At 71.5% G+C, this 15317-nt stretch carries 16 protein-coding genes and 1 pseudogene; 8 read left to right on the forward strand and 9 right to left on the reverse strand.

Features of this window, described 5'->3' with window-relative positions; all coding sequences use genetic code 11:
* Window positions 1-18: 18 nt before the first annotated feature.
* Window positions 19-741, forward strand: a complete 723-nt coding sequence (locus tag DQ392_RS19600) for a FadR/GntR family transcriptional regulator (protein WP_114016954.1) — start codon at window positions 19-21, stop codon at window positions 739-741.
* 25 nt (window positions 742-766) lie between these two features.
* Here DQ392_RS19600 and fabI read toward each other — a convergent pair whose 3' ends face one another.
* Both fabI and fabG read right to left on the reverse strand, forming a co-directional pair.
* Complete coding sequence (gene fabI, locus DQ392_RS19605) at window positions 767-1537, reverse strand: enoyl-ACP reductase FabI (RefSeq protein WP_114016955.1); 771 nt, start codon at window positions 1535-1537, stop codon at window positions 767-769.
* A gap of 4 nt (window positions 1538-1541) precedes the next feature.
* On the reverse strand, window positions 1542-2246 hold the full coding sequence (gene fabG, locus DQ392_RS19610) for a 3-oxoacyl-[acyl-carrier-protein] reductase (RefSeq protein ID WP_114016956.1): 705 nt from the start codon (window positions 2244-2246) through the stop codon (window positions 1542-1544).
* A 230-nt stretch (window positions 2247-2476) separates the two neighbouring features.
* Between fabG and tyrS the strand changes: the two genes are divergently transcribed.
* The 3 genes from tyrS (at window position 2477) to DQ392_RS19625 (ending at window position 4952) form a co-directional block, all read left to right on the forward strand.
* Window positions 2477-3895 (forward strand): tyrosine--tRNA ligase, encoded by a 1419-nt coding sequence (tyrS, locus tag DQ392_RS19615; RefSeq protein ID WP_114016957.1) that lies wholly within the window; start codon window positions 2477-2479, stop codon window positions 3893-3895.
* 229 nt (window positions 3896-4124) lie between these two features.
* Window positions 4125-4505 (forward strand): DUF3099 domain-containing protein, encoded by a 381-nt coding sequence (locus tag DQ392_RS19620; protein WP_114017292.1) that lies wholly within the window; start codon window positions 4125-4127, stop codon window positions 4503-4505.
* A gap of 192 nt (window positions 4506-4697) precedes the next feature.
* Window positions 4698-4952, forward strand: a complete 255-nt coding sequence (locus tag DQ392_RS19625) for a hypothetical protein (RefSeq protein WP_114016958.1) — start codon at window positions 4698-4700, stop codon at window positions 4950-4952.
* Window positions 4953-5022: 70 nt separating this feature from the next.
* Here DQ392_RS19625 and moaA read toward each other — a convergent pair whose 3' ends face one another.
* From moaA to DQ392_RS19640, 3 genes and pseudogenes are all read right to left on the reverse strand, one after another.
* Window positions 5023-6012: a GTP 3',8-cyclase MoaA gene (gene moaA / locus DQ392_RS19630; RefSeq protein WP_114016959.1), complete on the reverse strand. Its 990-nt coding sequence runs from the start codon at window positions 6010-6012 to the stop codon at window positions 5023-5025.
* A gap of 236 nt (window positions 6013-6248) precedes the next feature.
* Window positions 6249-7895, reverse strand: a complete 1647-nt coding sequence (locus tag DQ392_RS19635; RefSeq protein WP_181856494.1) for a solute symporter family protein — start codon at window positions 7893-7895, stop codon at window positions 6249-6251.
* Between the two features lie 125 nt (window positions 7896-8020).
* Window positions 8021-8356: pseudogene (locus DQ392_RS19640) on the reverse strand (DUF485 domain-containing protein); the annotation flags it as partial.
* Window positions 8357-8653: 297 nt separating this feature from the next.
* Here DQ392_RS19640 and DQ392_RS19645 point away from each other — a divergent pair.
* The 4 genes from DQ392_RS19645 (at window position 8654) to DQ392_RS19660 (ending at window position 13267) form a co-directional block, all read left to right on the forward strand.
* Window positions 8654-10198 (forward strand): S8 family peptidase, encoded by a 1545-nt coding sequence (locus DQ392_RS19645; protein WP_181856495.1) that lies wholly within the window; start codon window positions 8654-8656, stop codon window positions 10196-10198.
* 256 nt (window positions 10199-10454) lie between these two features.
* Complete coding sequence (locus DQ392_RS19650) at window positions 10455-11501, forward strand: DEDDh family exonuclease (protein WP_245981677.1); 1047 nt, start codon at window positions 10455-10457, stop codon at window positions 11499-11501.
* A gap of 51 nt (window positions 11502-11552) precedes the next feature.
* Window positions 11553-12374: an SURF1 family cytochrome oxidase biogenesis protein gene (locus DQ392_RS19655; RefSeq protein WP_114016962.1), complete on the forward strand. Its 822-nt coding sequence runs from the start codon at window positions 11553-11555 to the stop codon at window positions 12372-12374.
* A gap of 113 nt (window positions 12375-12487) precedes the next feature.
* Window positions 12488-13267: an SDR family oxidoreductase gene (locus DQ392_RS19660; RefSeq protein ID WP_114016963.1), complete on the forward strand. Its 780-nt coding sequence runs from the start codon at window positions 12488-12490 to the stop codon at window positions 13265-13267.
* Window positions 13268-13392: 125 nt separating this feature from the next.
* Here the strand turns inward: DQ392_RS19660 and amaP are convergent, their stop codons facing one another.
* The 4 genes from amaP to DQ392_RS19680 are packed head-to-tail and all read right to left on the reverse strand — an operon-like array spanning window position 13393 to window position 15260.
* Window positions 13393-13989 carry an alkaline shock response membrane anchor protein AmaP gene (gene amaP, locus DQ392_RS19665; RefSeq protein ID WP_114016964.1) on the reverse strand — a complete coding sequence of 199 codons (597 nt, stop codon included), beginning with the start codon at window positions 13987-13989 and terminating at the stop codon, window positions 13393-13395.
* Window positions 13990-14006: 17 nt separating this feature from the next.
* Window positions 14007-14621: a DUF6286 domain-containing protein gene (locus DQ392_RS19670; RefSeq protein WP_114016965.1), complete on the reverse strand. Its 615-nt coding sequence runs from the start codon at window positions 14619-14621 to the stop codon at window positions 14007-14009.
* Window positions 14618-15067 carry an Asp23/Gls24 family envelope stress response protein gene (locus DQ392_RS19675; protein ID WP_114017295.1) on the reverse strand — a complete coding sequence of 150 codons (450 nt, stop codon included), beginning with the start codon at window positions 15065-15067 and terminating at the stop codon, window positions 14618-14620. Before DQ392_RS19675 ends, DQ392_RS19670 begins: the two co-directional genes overlap by 4 nt.
* A 4-nt stretch (window positions 15068-15071) precedes the next feature.
* Entirely contained in the window at window positions 15072-15260 is a 189-nt protein-coding gene (locus tag DQ392_RS19680) for a hypothetical protein (RefSeq protein WP_114016966.1), read from the reverse strand.
* Window positions 15261-15317: the final 57 nt, after the last annotated feature.

The following is a 15317-nucleotide window of genomic DNA, read 5'->3' on the forward strand; positions in this document are numbered from 1 at the left end:
CCATCATAGAATCATGGGATGAATCGCGGCCAATCGCTTCCCCCGTCCCCGTCCCGCGGCTCGGCTCCCCCGCTGTCCGCGCCCCAGCGAGCGCCGCTGGCCGACCAGGTGATCGCCACGCTGCGCCAGCAGATCACCTCGGGACAGTGGCCCGTGGGCAGCCGCATCCCGACCGAGCCGGAGCTGGTCGAGCAGCTGGGCGTGGCCCGCAACACCGTGCGCGAGGCGGTACGGGCCCTCGCCCACAACGGCCTGCTCGACATCAGGCAGGGCTCGGGCACCTACGTGCTGGCCACCAGCGAGCTGGCGGGCGTGATGCACCGGCGCTTCGCGGGAACCGACTTGCGAAACGTGGCCGAGCTGCGCTCCGCACTGGAGACGGCGGGCGCCAGGCTGGCGGCGCGGCGGCGCACGGACGCGGACCTGGCGCAGCTCGACGGGCTGCTGGCCCGCCGGGAGGCGGCGTGGGAGTCGGGCGAGGTCGAACGCTTCATCGACACGGATCAGAGCCTGCACATGGGCGTCGTCGCGGCCTCGCACAACGAGGTCTTCACCGCGCTGTACGCGGACCTCGCCGAGGTGCTGCGCGCCTTCCTGCGGCACGACGTGGGCAAGACGCTGCGCCCCGAGGGCTACATGGACCACTCACGGCTGCTGGAAGCCATCCGCGCACAGGACGCGGAGGCCGCCTCCCACGAGGCGGCCTCCCACACGGCGGAGTGGAGCCGCGGGGCGCTGTAGCACCCCCGCGGCCCCGGAGAGGGGGTCAGGCCCCCATCATGTGCACCCCTCCGTCGACGTGCACGATCTCGCCGGTGGTCCGCGGGAAGAAGTCCGACAGCAGGGCGGCGACACCGCGTCCGGCCGGCTCCGGGTCCGACAGCTCCCAGCCGATGGGCGCGCGGTGGTTCCACACGTCGGCCAGTTCCTCGAAGCCCGGGATGGACTTGGCCGCCATGGACTTGATGGGCCCGGCCGAGACGAGGTTGCAGCGGATGCCCTTGGGGCCCAGGTCGCGCGCGAGGTAGCGGTTGGTGGACTCCAGAGCCGCCTTGGCCACGCCCATCCAGTCGTACTTCGGCCAGGCGATCTGCGCGTCGAACGTGAGGCCGACGACCGAGCTGCCCTCGTGCATCAGCGGCAGGCAGGCCATGGTGAGCGACTTGAGGGAGTACGCCGAGATGTGCACGGCCGTGCTGACGTCCTCCCAGGCGGCGCCGAGGAAGTCGAAGGCGCCCTGCGGGCCGAAGGCGATCGAGTGGACGATGCCGTCCACCCGCGCGTCCTCGCCCCAGTGCTCGCGGATCTTGTCAGCGAGCCCGTCCAGGTGCTCCTGGTTGCCGACGTCCAGCTCGATCACGGGCACGGCCTCGGGCAGCCGCTTGGCGATCCGCTCCACCAGGGAGAGCCGGCCGAAACCGGTGAGGAGGACCTCCGCGCCCTGCTCCTGGGCGACCTTCGCCGCGTGGAAGGCGATCGACCCGTCGGTGATGACGCCGGTGACAAGGATGCGCTTGCCCGCCAGGATTCCGCTCATTGTTTCAGTGACCCATGCCCAATCCGCCGTCGACGGGAATGACGGCTCCGGTGATGTACGCGGCCTCGTCGGACGCCAGGAAGCGCACCGAGGAGGCGACCTCGGCCGGTTCGGCGTAACGGCCCAGCGGTACCTGCTTGACGAAATCGGCTCGCTGCTCGTCGCTCAGCGCGCGGGTCATGTCGGTGTCCACGAACCCGGGAGCGACGACGTTGCAGGTGATGTTGCGGGAGCCCAGCTCGCGGGAGAGCGAGCGGGCGAAGCCCACCAGACCCGCCTTGGATGCGGCGTAGTTGACCTGCCCGGCCTGCCCCATCAGGCCGACGACCGAGGAGATCAGCACGATACGGCCCTTACGGGCGCGCAGCATGCCCCGGGAGGCCCGCTTGACCACCCGGAACGCGCCGGTGAGGTTGGTGTCGAGGACGGAGGTGAAGTCCTCCTCCGACATCCGCAGCAGCAGCTGATCGCGGGTGACGCCCGCGTTGGCGACCAGGACCTCGACCGGTCCCTGCTTCTCCTCGATCTCCTTGTACGCCTGCTCCACCTGCTCCGGCTCGGTGATGTCGCACTTGACGCCGAGGAAGCCCTCGGGCGGCTCTCCGGAGCGGTAGGTGACGGCGACGTTGTCGCCGCCCTCGGCGAAGGCACGCGCGATGGCGAGGCCGATGCCGCGGTTCCCTCCGGTCACGAGCACTGAGCGGCTCACGGTGTGACCACCCTTTCTGCTGCTGTCGCTGTCCAACACGGTCTGTCGCAGACAGAACCTATCCGGCGACGGTGCTCGGCGAGCACGCGGGCACGGACAGGGGCACCGACAGCGACCTGTGGAGTCCCTACAGAAACCGCCGCCCGCGCCGGCGGCCGCGGGCACGCGCACCTGCGGCGGCGCATAGACTTCGCCTGACCGTTTTCAGCAACCACCACCAGGACAGTGACGTGACACGCCTCGGCGACTCCGTACAGCGCGCCAGTGAGCTGCTGGCCCAGGACCTCACCTCCGACACCCACGTCGAGCAGCTGCTCGCGGAGACCGGGGCCCGGCGCTATCTGGACCTGAGCGACCTGACGGGCAAGGAGCAGGCGGAGCTGATCGGGGCGCGCTCCGTGGAGCTGCTGCCCTCGGTCGACAAGCTCGCCGAGCGGATCGAGGAGCGCGCGGCACAGGGCAGGGGCCTGCACGTCAAGCTGGGCATCGACCCGACGGCGGCCGACGTGCACCTGGGCCACGCGGTGCCGGTCATCGTGCTGAGCCGCTTCCAGCGGATGGGCCACGACGTCACACTGATCATCGGCGACTTCACGGCCAAGATCGGCGACCCCTCGGGCCGCACGGCCGAGCGCCCGCCGCTGACCGACGAGGACATCGAGCGGAACCTGTCCGGCTACCAGGAGCAGGTCCGCCCCTTCTTCGACTTCGAGAAGGTGCGCTTCGCCCACAACAGCCGCTGGCTCGCCCCCTACACGCTGCCTCAGCTGCTCGGACTCCTGGCGCAGGTGCCGGTCTCCTCGCTGCTCCAGCGCGAGGACTTCCGCAACCGGCTCTCGGAGGGCTCGGGCCTGACGATGTCGGAGCTGCTCTACCCGGTCGCCCAGGCCCTCGACTCCGTCGAGCTGGCCTGCGACGTGGAGCTCGGCGGCGTCGACCAGCTGCTGAACCTCCAGATGGGCCGCCGGGTGATGGAGGCGCACCACCAGCAGCCGCAGCTGGTGGTCACCATGCCGCTGGTCGAGGGCACCGACGGCTCCGGCGCCAAGATGTCCAAGTCCAAGGGCAACTACGTCGGGCTGGGCAGCACCCCCGACGAGGTGTTCGGCAAGATCATGTCGATCCCCGACCGGCTGATGGTGCCCTACCTGCGGGCCTGGACGGAGTGGACGGACCCGGAGATCGAGCAGGCCACCGCGCGCATCGAGGCGGGCACGCTGCACCCGATGGATCTGAAGAAGATCCTGGCGGGCGAGGTCGTCTCGGCGCTGCACGGCATCGCGGCGGCCATGGCGGCCCGCGCCCACTTCGTCGCCCAGTTCTCCAAGAAGTCCTTCGCCGACGCCGGGGCGCTGCCCTTCGTCGAGGTCGCCGAACACGGCGCGGAGGGCATCGCCGCGGTGCTCACCAAGGTGCTCGGGTTCACCCCGAGCGCGTCGGCGGCCCGCCGGATCGCCAAGCAGAACGGGCTGCGGCTCATCGTCGAGAGGGACGGGCGAGAGCAGCAGGCCGTCGTGCTGCCGGAGGCGGAAGCGCTGCGGCCGCTGGGGGACGTCGTCCGGGAGGCGGTGTCGGCGAGCGGGGACGGCGCGGCCGACGCGGTGTACCTCAAGGCAGGCCGCAAGGTCGCCGAGGTCCGGGGGCTCTGATTCCGCCCGGGCGGGCCACGCGCCTGCCCGGGCCGTGCCCGTCAGGGGCCGGCTCCGCCCGGTCGCTCTCCGTGCACCGTCGAGTCCTCCGCACCTCGTTCGTCGTAGGGCGACCGGTCGTCCGGGCCCCACGCCCCGGTCTCGTTCCTGACGCATCCGGGGCGTACCGTGGACATATCCGGATCTCCCGGTACGGCCGCGGAGAACGGTAGGTGAGCAGGTGGTGGGACTGATGCGGAAGCAGCACCAGGCTGAGGTGTTCCGGATCACCGGGGCCCGGACAGGTCTCCAGGAGGACGTGCGCGGAAGACAGCGCCGCTATGTGATCTCGATGCTGTTGCGCACGGTCGCCGTGCTCGCCGCCGTGCTGCTGTGGGACGTGGAACGGCCGCTGGCCATCGTGGCGCTGGTCCTCGGCGGGGTGCTCCCCTACGTGGCGGTGGTGATCGCCAACGCCGGACGGGAGAACGCGCCTTCGGCGCCGTCCACGTTCGTGCCCGAGCCCCAGCACCACGTACTGGAGGGCTCGCACGTGACCAAAGCGGAGGGAAACGCCCCTTCGGACGAGGCCGGACAGGCGGCGAACGAGAGCGCCGACAAACGCAGTTGAGGCCGCGCCGGACGCGAAGCTCAGGAAAACCTCAGATCAATCTTGCGGTTCCGGTGCACTGCGACCGCCCCCGCATGCCATACTTCTTGTGCGCTCCGCATCCCCCGTCGGAGCGATGGACCGACGCCGGGCGGCTCCCCCCGTGGCTGCCCGGCGTCGCTTAATGTCCGGGCCGTGGTGGAAGATGGACGCGTGATCCCTTCCGCCTCCCCCTCAGCCGACGGGCCCGACACCCCGATCTGCTCCGCGAAAGGCTGCCGCGCGGCGGCCGTATGGGTGCTCGCCTGGAACAACCCCAAGCTGCACACGCCCGAACGGCGCAAGACCTGGCTGGCCTGCGAGGAACACCGCGAGTACCTGGCGAAGTTCCTCGGCGTACGCGGCTTCCTCAAGGACACCGTGGCGCTCAGCGAATGGGAGCCGACCGACGGCGAACAGCGGTCCTAGACCACGGCGCCCCTTCAGGCGCCGGGGCGCCGGTCCCCGGCGCCCCCTCGGCAACGCGTGTGCCGGACTCCTAGCCTCCGATGGCGGACATCGGGCGCTGCGGCTGCACGAACGAGGGGTCGTCGATGCCGGCGCCCGCCTTCTTGCCCCACATCGCCTTCCGCCACAGTTCGGCCACCTCGGCGTCGCTCGCTCCCCCGCGCAGCGCGCCTCGCAGGTCCGACTCCTCCGTCGCGAACAGACACGTACGCACCTGGCCGTCGGCGGTCAGCCGCGTACGGTCGCAGGCGCGGCAGAAGGGCCGGGTGACCGAGGCGATGACGCCGACCCGCTGCGGCCCTCCGTCCACCAGCCAGCGCTCCGCCGGGGCCGAACCGCGCGCGTCCTCACCCTCGGGGGTGAGGGTGAAACGGGTCCGCAGCGCGGCCAGGATGTCCCCCGCGGTGATCATGCCCTCGCGCTGCCAGCCGTGCTGGGGGTCCAGCGGCATCTGCTCGATGAAGCGCAGCTCGTAGCCCTCCTCCAGCGCCCAGGCCAGCAGGTCGGGGGCCTCCCCGTCGTTCAGCCCTGGCATCAGCACCGCGTTGACCTTCACCGGCGTCAGACCCGCCGCACGGGCGGCGGCCAGACCCCGCAGTACGTCCGCGTGGCGCTTACGCCGGGTCATCCGCTGGAAGGTGTCGGGGTCGAGCGTGTCCAGCGAGACGTTGACCCGGTCGAGACCCGCCTCGCGCAGCGCCGCCGCGGTGCGCTCCAGGCCGATGCCGTTGGTCGTCAGCGACATCCGGGGGCGCTGCTCCAGCTCGGCGCAGCGCGCCACGATACCCGCCAGACCGGGGCGCAGCAGGGGCTCGCCGCCCGTGAAGCGGACCTGGGTGACGCCCAGCTGAGCGGTGGCGACGCGGACCAGACGGACGATCTCGTCGTCGGTGAGCAGCTCGGGCTTCGCGAGCCACTGGAGGCCCTCCTCCGGCATGCAGTACGTACAGCGCAGGTTGCAGCGGTCGGTCAGCGAGACGCGGAGGTCGGTGGCGGTGCGGCCGTAGGTGTCGAGCAGCATACTTCGCAGCGTAAGTCACGTTTGTGCGATCCGACAGCTTCAACTCCCGGCGCCTCGCACCTGCCAGGGTGTGCGTCTGGCGGGCCTCGCACACGCCAGGGGGCTCCGCCCTCCCCGACGCCCCGCCGGCGAGGTGCCGACGGGTCCGGGGAGAGGGCGGAGCCCCCTGCGGGCGCGCTGGCAGCCCGCCTGCCGGTGGGCCGGCAGTGCCCTGCCGGCGCGCTGCCGGCTCCCCGTCAGTGGGCGCCGACACCCGTCATGGACCGCACCTCCAGCTCCGCGTACTTGGCACCGCCGGCCCCCTCGTCCTTCGAGAAGAGGGAGCCGACCCATCCCAGGAGGAATCCGAGCGGGATGGAGATGAGTCCGGGGTTCTCCAGGGGGAACCAGGCGAAGTCCACGTCCGGGAACATGGAGGTCTCCTTGCCGGTGACGACCGGCGAGAAGAAGACCAGCAGCACGGACGAGATCAGCCCGCCGTAGATCGACCAGAGCGCCCCGGTCGTGGTGAAGCGCTTCCAGAAGAGGCTGTAGAGCAGGGTGGGCAGGTTCGCGGAGGCGGCGACGGCGAAGGCGAGGGCGACGAGACCCGCGACGTTGAGCTTGCCGGCGAAGATGCCCAGGCCGATGGCGACGGCGCCGATGATGACGGCGGACACGCGCGCGGCCTTGACCTCCTCCTTCTCGGTGGCCTTGCCCTTGCGGATCACGTTCGCGTACAGGTCGTGCGCGAACGAGGACGAGGAGGCCAGGGTGAGCCCGGCGACGACGGCCAGGATGGTGGCGAACGCGACGGCGGAGATCATCGCGAGCAGCACGGCGCCGCCGGTGGAGTCGGCGCCGCCGCCGATCTCCTGCGCCAGGAGGGGCGCGGCGGTGTTGCCGGCCGCGTTGGAGTCGGTGATGGTCTTAGGGCTGAGCAGTGCGGCGGCGCCGAAGCCGAGCGCGATGGTCATCAGGTAGAAGACGCCGATGATGCCGATGGCCCAGTTGACGGACTTCCGGGCGGCCTTGGCCGTGGGCACGGTGTAGAAGCGGATGAGGATGTGCGGCAGTCCCGCGGTGCCGAGGACGAGTGCGATGCCGAGCGAGATGAAGTCGATCTTCGAGGTGGCCGTGGCGCCGTACTTCAGGCCCGGTTCGAGGAAGGCCGCGCCCTTTCCGCTGTTCTCGGCCGCCGCGCCGAGGAGGGAGGAGAGGTTGTAGTTGAACTTGTGGAAGACGAGGAACGTGATGATCACGGTGCCGCCGATCAGCAGGCAGGCCTTGATCATCTGCACCCAGGTGGTGCCCTTCATGCCGCCGATCGTGACGTAGAGGATCATGACGACGCCGACGAACACGACGATCAGGTTCTTGCCGGCCTCCCCCGTGATGCCCAGCAGCAGCGCGACGAGCGCGCCCGCGCCGACCATCTGGGCGAGCAGGTAGAAGATCGAGACGATGATCGTGGAGACGCCTGCCGCGGTGCGTACGGGGCGCTGGCGCATCCGGTAGGCCAGGACGTCGCCCATGGTGTAGCGCCCGGAGTTGCGCAGCGGCTCGGCCACCAGCAGCAGGGCGACCAGCCAGGCGACGAGGAAGCCGATGGAGTACAGGAACCCGTCGTACCCGGACAGCGCGATGGCTCCGGCGATGCCGAGGAAGGACGCGGCGGACATGTAGTCGCCGGAGATGGCGAGCCCGTTCTGGAAGCCGCTGAACTGCCGTCCGCCCGCGTAGAAGTCGGTGGCGTCCTTGGTGCGCCGGCCCGCCCACACGGTGACGGCGAGGGTGATGACGACGAAGACCGAGAAGAGCGTGATGATCAGCGGCCGGTGTGCGCTGGCGCCCCCGGCGGCCAGCTGCGCGGCGGGTGCCGCGATCGCGTGGGTGGCGCTCATGCGTCGTCCTCCTGACCGGCGAGTTCGCCCTTGTCCTCGTCCCGCGGGTCGGCCTGGTGGCCGATGGTCCCGCTCTCCGCCCGTGCGGCGCCCGCGGCGTTGGCGGCCTGCTGGAGGTTCTCCGCCTCCAGCCGGGTCTTGAGCGCCTCGGCCTTGGGGTCGAGCTTGGCGGCGGCGAAGCGCGAGTACCACCAGGCGATCAGGAACGTGGTGAGGAACTGGGCCAGGCCGAAGACGAACGCCACGTTGACGTTGCCGACGACCTTCGTGCCCATGAACCCGCCGGCGTAATTGGAGAGCAGGACGTAGAGCAGGTACCAGACGATGAACGCGACGGTGAGCGGGAAGACGAACGAGCGGTAGCCGCGGCGCAGTTCGGAGAACTCGGCGCTGTGCTGCACGTCCGTGTAGTCCCGGCCGCCTGGTGGGCCGGAATGCGCGTGCTGCGGTGCGGTGTCCACGATGACTCCAGGAGGACTGGGAGGGACGGTCGGAACGCGAGGGGCGGGTCGCGGAAAGGCAAAAGGGAACAGAGGAACGGTAAAAACGGCAGAGTGTGACTCATGTCTCAGCAGGCACACGGGTGCGCATCGTAGAGCGCGCCCCGGCTGGGCGACAGGGGGTCGGTGAGAGATCGGAGAGAAACGATCACGGCTTCGCACAGCCTTCGGACTTTCTCCATCAATCCATTGCAGTTACCCGCCTCTCAGGGATAACTTCCGTCGTCTGTGGACAACTTCAGACGACACGGAGACCCCATGCATTCGAGACCTTCCAGACGGCGACGCGCTCTCGCGGTGCCGCTGGGACTGGTGCTGACCGCCTCCTTGGGCCTGGCGGGCGCCGCGGCGGCGAACGCGCAGGACACCGACTCCACCGCCGCCCCCAAGGCGAAGGCGGGCGAGAAGCTCAGCTACGTCGTCAACACGGATACCGACCGCGGTACCGTCGAACGTGTCAAGAGGGAGATACGCAAGGCTGACGGCAAGGTCGTCGCGACGTACAAGAAGATCGGCGTCGTCGTCGCGCACTCCACCAACCCCCAGTTCGGCGAGACGCTGCGCGAGGTCGACGGAGTCGACTCGGCCGGTGCCACCCGCACAGCCCCGCTGAAGGCCGCGACCACCACGGAGGTGGGCAAGCCCGTCTTCGTCAAGGAGCCCAAGAAGGCGTCCACGCTCGCGAAGAAGGCCGAGGCGAAGAACCAGGAGCCCCTGGAGTCCCTGCAGTGGGACAAGCGGGCCATCAAGGCCGACAAGGCCGCCGAGGTCGACGAGGGCAGCCGCAAGGTCACCGTCGGCGTCATCGACACCGGCGTCGACGACACGCACCCGGACCTGAAGGCCAACTTCTCCGCCAAGCAGTCCGCGAACTGCGTCGGCGGCAAGGCCGACACCTCGCGCGGCGCCTGGCGCCCGTACAACCCCGACGAGGACTACCACGGCACCCACGTGGCGGGCATCATCGCCGCCGACCGCAACGGCGTGGGCATCGCGGGCACCGCACCCGGCGTGAAGGTCTCGGCCATCAAGGTGAGCGAGCCGGAGACGTCGCTGTTCTACAGCGAGGCCGTCGTCTGCGCCATGGTCTTCGCCGCCGACCACGGCATCGAGGTCACCAACAACAGCTACTACGTCGACCCGTGGCTCTACAACTGCGACGACCAGGCCGACCAGCAGGCCATCGCCGACGCGGTGCGGCGCGCCGCCGACTACGCCCAGCGCAAGGGCGTCACCACCGTCAGCTCCGCGGGCAACTCCTCGCACGACCTGGCCGCGAGCGAGATCGTGGACGACACCAGCCCGAACGACAGCACCCCCGTCGAGCGCACCGTCGACCCGGCCGCCTGCCCGGACGTGCCCTCGATGCTGCCCAGCGCGACCTCGGTCTCGGCCACGGGCCCGGAGAACCTGAAGTCGTACTACTCCAACTACGGCCGGGACGAGATCGACGTGGCCGCCCCCGGCGGTGACCGCTCGTTCCAGACACCGGACGAGCCGGCCAAGGACGGCGGCGTGCTGTCCACGATGCCGAACGGCGACTACGCCTACCTCCAGGGCACCTCGATGGCGGGCCCGCAGGTGGCGGGCGTGGCGGCGCTCCTCAAGAGCACCCACCCCAAGTCCAGTGCGCAGGAGATCTCCTGGCTGCTGAAGGCGCAGGCGCAGACCCAGCCCTGCCCCGAGGAGTCCTACGACCCGGACGGCAAGGGCACCTACGCGGCCAAGTGCACCGGTGTGCGGGGCAACAACAGCTTCTACGGGCACGGGCTCGTGGACGCGCTGGCGGCCGTCACGAAGTGACGCCCGCCGCCCGGGCCGCGTGCCCGGTTCACGGCACGGCATGAGGTGACGTGAGGTGAGGGGCCGGACCGCGGATCGAGCGGCCCGGCCCCTTCCGTCGCCGGTCCCTTCGCGCGCCGCTTTTCGGCGGGGTGCGCCGACTCACCTTCGCAGGACGGGAGTTCGGGCGGTTCGCGCACGGTACGGACGGCCACCGCCGGTCTCCCGGGGGCGCGGTTGAAGGCGCTGTCAGTACCGCCCCGTATTCTCTGTGACCATGCTCGAAGACCAGACGGCACGCACCGAGGGGATGTCCGAGCGCATCCCCGCACAACCCGCCGCCGACGCCCCGCCACCGCAGCTTTGGCCGTCCGCCTACCCGGACGGCTACGCGGTGGTGGACGTCGAGACGACGGGCCTGGCGCGCGACGACCGGATCGTGTCGGCGGCCGTCTACCGCCTGGACGCGCGGGGCGAGATCGAGGACCACTGGTACACCCCCGTCAACCCGCAACGCGACCCGGGGCCCACCTGGATCCACGGACTCACCGCCGAGGCGCTGGCCGACGCGCCCCTGTTCGCCGACATCGCCGAAGAGTTCGCCGCCCGGCTGGCCGACCGCGTCCTGGTCGCGCACAACGCCATCTTCGACTGGTCGATGATCTCCAGGGAGTACGCACGCGCCCGCCGCGAGGCCCCGGTGCGACAGCGGCTGTGCACCATCGCCCTCTCCAAGGAGCTGTCCCTCCCCCTGCCCAACCACAAGCTGGAGTCCCTCGCCGCGCACTACGGCGTCGTCCAGCAGCGGGCCCACCACGCGCTGGACGACGCACGCGTGCTGGCCGAAGTCTTCCGGCCCAGCCTCCATCTGGCGGCCAGCCACCAGGTGCGGCTCCCCCTGCTGGCGTGCACACCGCTGAGCGAGTGGTCCGACTCGGTGGTGCCGCGCTCCGGGCGCGGCGCGGGCGGCGGATACGGCGCCCACGCCCGCGGATACGGCACCTGGCGCCCCTCACGCAAACGCCCCGCGTGCCCCTACCCCAATCCGGGGCGGTACGAGCCGGGGGGCCGGCTGGTGCAGGGGATGCGGGTGGCCGTCTCGGGCGACACGTCGGTGGACCGGGAGCTGCTGGAGGACCGCGCGATCGAGGCCGGCCTGCACATCGCCACCAGCGTCTCCCGGCTGACCAGCCTGCTGGTCACCAACGACCCCGAAGCGGCCACCTCGAAGATCTCCAAGGCCCGCGCCTTCGGCACACCCGTCATCGACGAGGCCGCCTTCACCCAGCTGCTCCAGGACGTGGCGCCCGCGCCGGAGGGCTGAAGCCGGGGTCCACGCGGGAGGACGGCGGCCCGAGGGGTACCGTCAGTAGGCGTGTACCGCTTCCTGTTGTCCCGGCAGTGGGTGATCCTCACCCTGCTCGGCCTCGTGCTGATCCCCACCATGATCAAGCTGGGCTTCTGGCAGCTGCACCGCCACGAGAGCCGGGTCGCGCGCAACGAAGAGGTCGCCGCGAGCCTGGCTGCGCCGACCGTACCGGCCGGGCGGCTGACGGGCGTGGGCCGAGAGCCCGCCGACGACGAGAAGTTCCGCACGGTGACCGCCCGCGGAACCTACGACACCCGGCACGAGGTCGTCGTGCGGCACCGCACCGCCTCCGACGGCGACACCATCGGCTACTTCGTGGTCACCCCGCTGGTACGCGAGGACGGCTCGGCGATCCTCGTCAACCGGGGCTGGATCAGGTCCGAGGGCGATCTGACGTCCTTCCCGAAGGTTCCGGAGGCCCCGAAGGGCAAGGTCACGGTCACCGGGCGGATGATGCCCGACGAGACGACCGAGGCCAGCGGCATCAAGGACACCAAGGGGCTGCCGGACCGCCAGGTCATGCTGATCAACAGCGGGAAGCAGGCCGACGAGGTGGGCCGCCCCCTGGCCGGCGGCTTCATCCAGCTGATGAAGACCTCGCCCGAGCCCGGCGGCAAGCAGCCCGAGGTGCTGCCGGAGCCCGACCACAGCGGCATCGGCCCCCACATGGCGTACGCGGTGCAGTGGTGGCTGTTCACCGGCGCCGTCCCCGTGGGGTGGGTGATTCTGGTCCGCAGGGAGGCGAAGGACCGGGGGGCGAAGGAGTCAGGGCCGGGCACGGGGGCCGCGGAGGACGCCGCCAGGGAACCTGAGAAGGTCGCGCCGTAAGGCGGGCGCACAGCGCTCCACGCACAGCTTCTCCAAAAAGCTCTCCGAGTTCTCCAAGAAGCTCTCCGGGGCTGGCCGTCTCCCGCCGGCGGGCGTCAGGCAGACTGCGTTGCATGGATCTTGGACTTTCAGAGCGCGTCTACGTCATCACCGGCGGCACCCGGGGCCTCGGCTTCGCCACCGCGGCACAGCTGCTCGCCGAGGGGGCCCGGGTCGTGGTGACCGGCAGGTCCCAGAAGTCCGCCGAGGAGGCGGCGGCCCGGCTCGGCGTCGAGGCATCGGGAGCGGAGGGCAGGGCGCTGGGCGTCGAGGCGGACAACACCGACCCCGAGACCCCCGCCCGGGTGATCGCGGCGGCTCGCGAACGCTTCGGACGGTTCGACGGCCTCCTCGTCAGCGTCGGCGGCCCGCCGGCGGGCATCGCCGCGGACGAGCTGACGGACGAGCAGTGGCGCAGCGCCTTCGACAGCGTCTTCCTCGGCGCCGTACGGCTCGCCCGCGCGGCGGCGGGCGAGCTGGGCGAGGGCGGCGTGATCGGCTTCGTCCTCTCCGGCTCCGTGCACGAGCCGATCCCGGGCCTCACCCTCTCCAACGGGCTGCGCCCCGGGCTGGCCGGCTTCGCCAAGACACTCGCGAACGAGCTGGGCCCGCGCGGTATCCGGGTGCTGGGCCTGATGCCGGGGCGGATCGGCACCGAGCGGTTGCAGTACCTCGACTCGCTCTCCGGCGACGGGGACGCGGCCAGGGAACGCAACGAGGCGGCCATCCCACTGCGCCGCTACGGCACGCCGGAGGAGTTCGGCCGCACCGCCGCCTTCGTGCTCTCCCCCGCCGCCTCCTACCTGTCCGGGATCATGCTGCCCGTCGACGGCGGGGCGCTGCACGGCTTCTGACCGTTTCCGCGCCGACCCCCGACCCGGTTTCGGAGCGGCGTGGGGCGGTCCCGGCGGTCTTCGGGCGCGCGCCGGCGTTCGGGCCCGCGTCGGCGTTCGGTCCCGCGCCGACGTTCGGACCCGCGTCAGCTGACGCGTTCAGCCCGGTGCCGTGCCGTCCGCAGCCGGACCTCCGCCGGGAGGGTGTCGAGACCTGCCGAGTCCACCGCGTGCCGGATCGCCTCGTGCCGCAGCTGGTGCACCACAGGTCCTGGCCTGGCGTGCGCGGCGAGGACGAGCCCGACGCGGGCCCGCAGCCGGTCCCGCCGCCCGGTGAGCGTGACGCGGGCCCGGTCCACCCCCGGCTGGGCCTCCGCCTCGGCGGCGATGACGTCCTCCAGGGCGCGGCCGCGCAGCGCCGCGCCCTCACCGTCCCCGCTGTCGATCAGCGCCTCGCTCTGCCGGCGCCGCCGCAGCTGTGCGAGCAGCCACCACAGGGTCAGGAGCACCAGCACGGCCAGTACGGCGATGACCACGGGCCACCACCAGCCCTCGTCGCGCCACCTGGTGCGGTCGGCGTCCGTCAGCAGCACGTCTCCCGGGCGCGTCCACGGCCAGTCGGACGGCATGGAGACGCCCCACCGGTGCGGCAGTCCGGCGGCGGCGAAGAGCACGGCGAGCCCCAGCGCGAGCAGCACCAGTCCGCTCAGCGCGGTCAGCACCCGGTTGACGGTCCGCAGCATGGCCTCTCGTCTCCCTGTCACTTGCCGGGTCGTCGTACGCGGACGGACAGGCGTGGCCTGCGGGCCAGGCCGAGCTGTTCCACGCCGTCGCGCAGCGCGCCTTCGAGATCGGTGCGCACCTCGTCCAGGTCCCTGAAGTGGGCCTGCGCCCTGGCGCGGACCTTGCGGCGCCGCACCGTGACGCGGGCCCCCCGCACGCCCGGCACCTCCATCGCCCGGTCCCGCAGCACCAGCGCCGCCGCGGAGCGTTCGAGTCCGGCGCGCACCTGCGGGGTGTCGGGCCGCATCGTCAGCAGGGACCGCTTGCCGGGGGTGAGCGCCAGCACGAGCAGCCACAGCCCCAGTGCGGCGGCCGCCGCCGCGCCCGCCATCACGAAGACGTCGTCCAGGCGGCGGGTCGCCAACTCGTCGGTGAGGGTGCGCCGCCAGGCCATGCCCGGCCTGCCGGCCCGCACCGAGGCCACGTCGTAGAGCAGGAACCCGATCCCGGCGAGCAGCAGCAGCGCCGTGATGCCGCCCGGTGCCCGGCGCGTCGACCAGAACCGGCCCGCCTTGCCCTGCCGCCGGTGGCCGCCACCGGCGCCTTCCCCGGCCGCGTCGTCTTCCCGGGCCACCACACCCTGCCGGCTCACGTCACCCTCCCCGAGCCGTCGCCCTTCAGATGGACGGAGTGCAGCCTGTCGATCTCCAGCGCCACGTCCGGCACCTCCATGCCGACCAGTTCCCGTACGCGCGCGACGACGCGGCGCCTGACCGCGCCGCACTGGGCCCCCAGGTCGGAGGGGTAGCGCAGCTCCAGCGCCATCCGCACCCTCGCCGTCCGCTCGCGGACCGTGACCGAGGTACGGCGGACCGGCCGCCCGACCACCGGCAGCCGACCGGGGTCCGCGGCCGGTCCTCCGCCCGAGTTCCGGCCCGGCGTCTTGTTGTCCGTGTGGGCGCGCAGCGCCTCCCGCGCCGCCTGTGCCGCGACCTTGGCGACGACCCGGTCGGCGATCCGGGTCGCGCCCCGCTCCGCCGCACCGACGCGCTCGCTGCGCGGGAGCCGCCCGGCCACGGGAACCTGCCCGTCGGTCATGAGGTCACCTGCGGCGTTCGTCGTCACGGCCGCGGAAGAAGTCCCCCGCGTCCAGGTCTCCGTCGACGAACCTGCCCACCAGGAAACCCACGGCGCCAAGCGCCGCCACCAGCAGGAAAGCCCCGAATCCGCCGAAGTATCCGGCGAAGCCCAGCGCCAGGCCGGCGATCAGGCCGACAAGGGCCATGCTCATCTGCGCTCCTTCGCTCGGCACCGCGGCCAAGCGCGCGGCGCGCCATCACCCGACACG

Source organism: Streptomyces reniochalinae (assembly GCF_003323735.1).
GTDB classification, from domain to species: Bacteria; Actinomycetota; Actinomycetes; order Streptomycetales; family Streptomycetaceae; genus Streptomyces; species Streptomyces reniochalinae.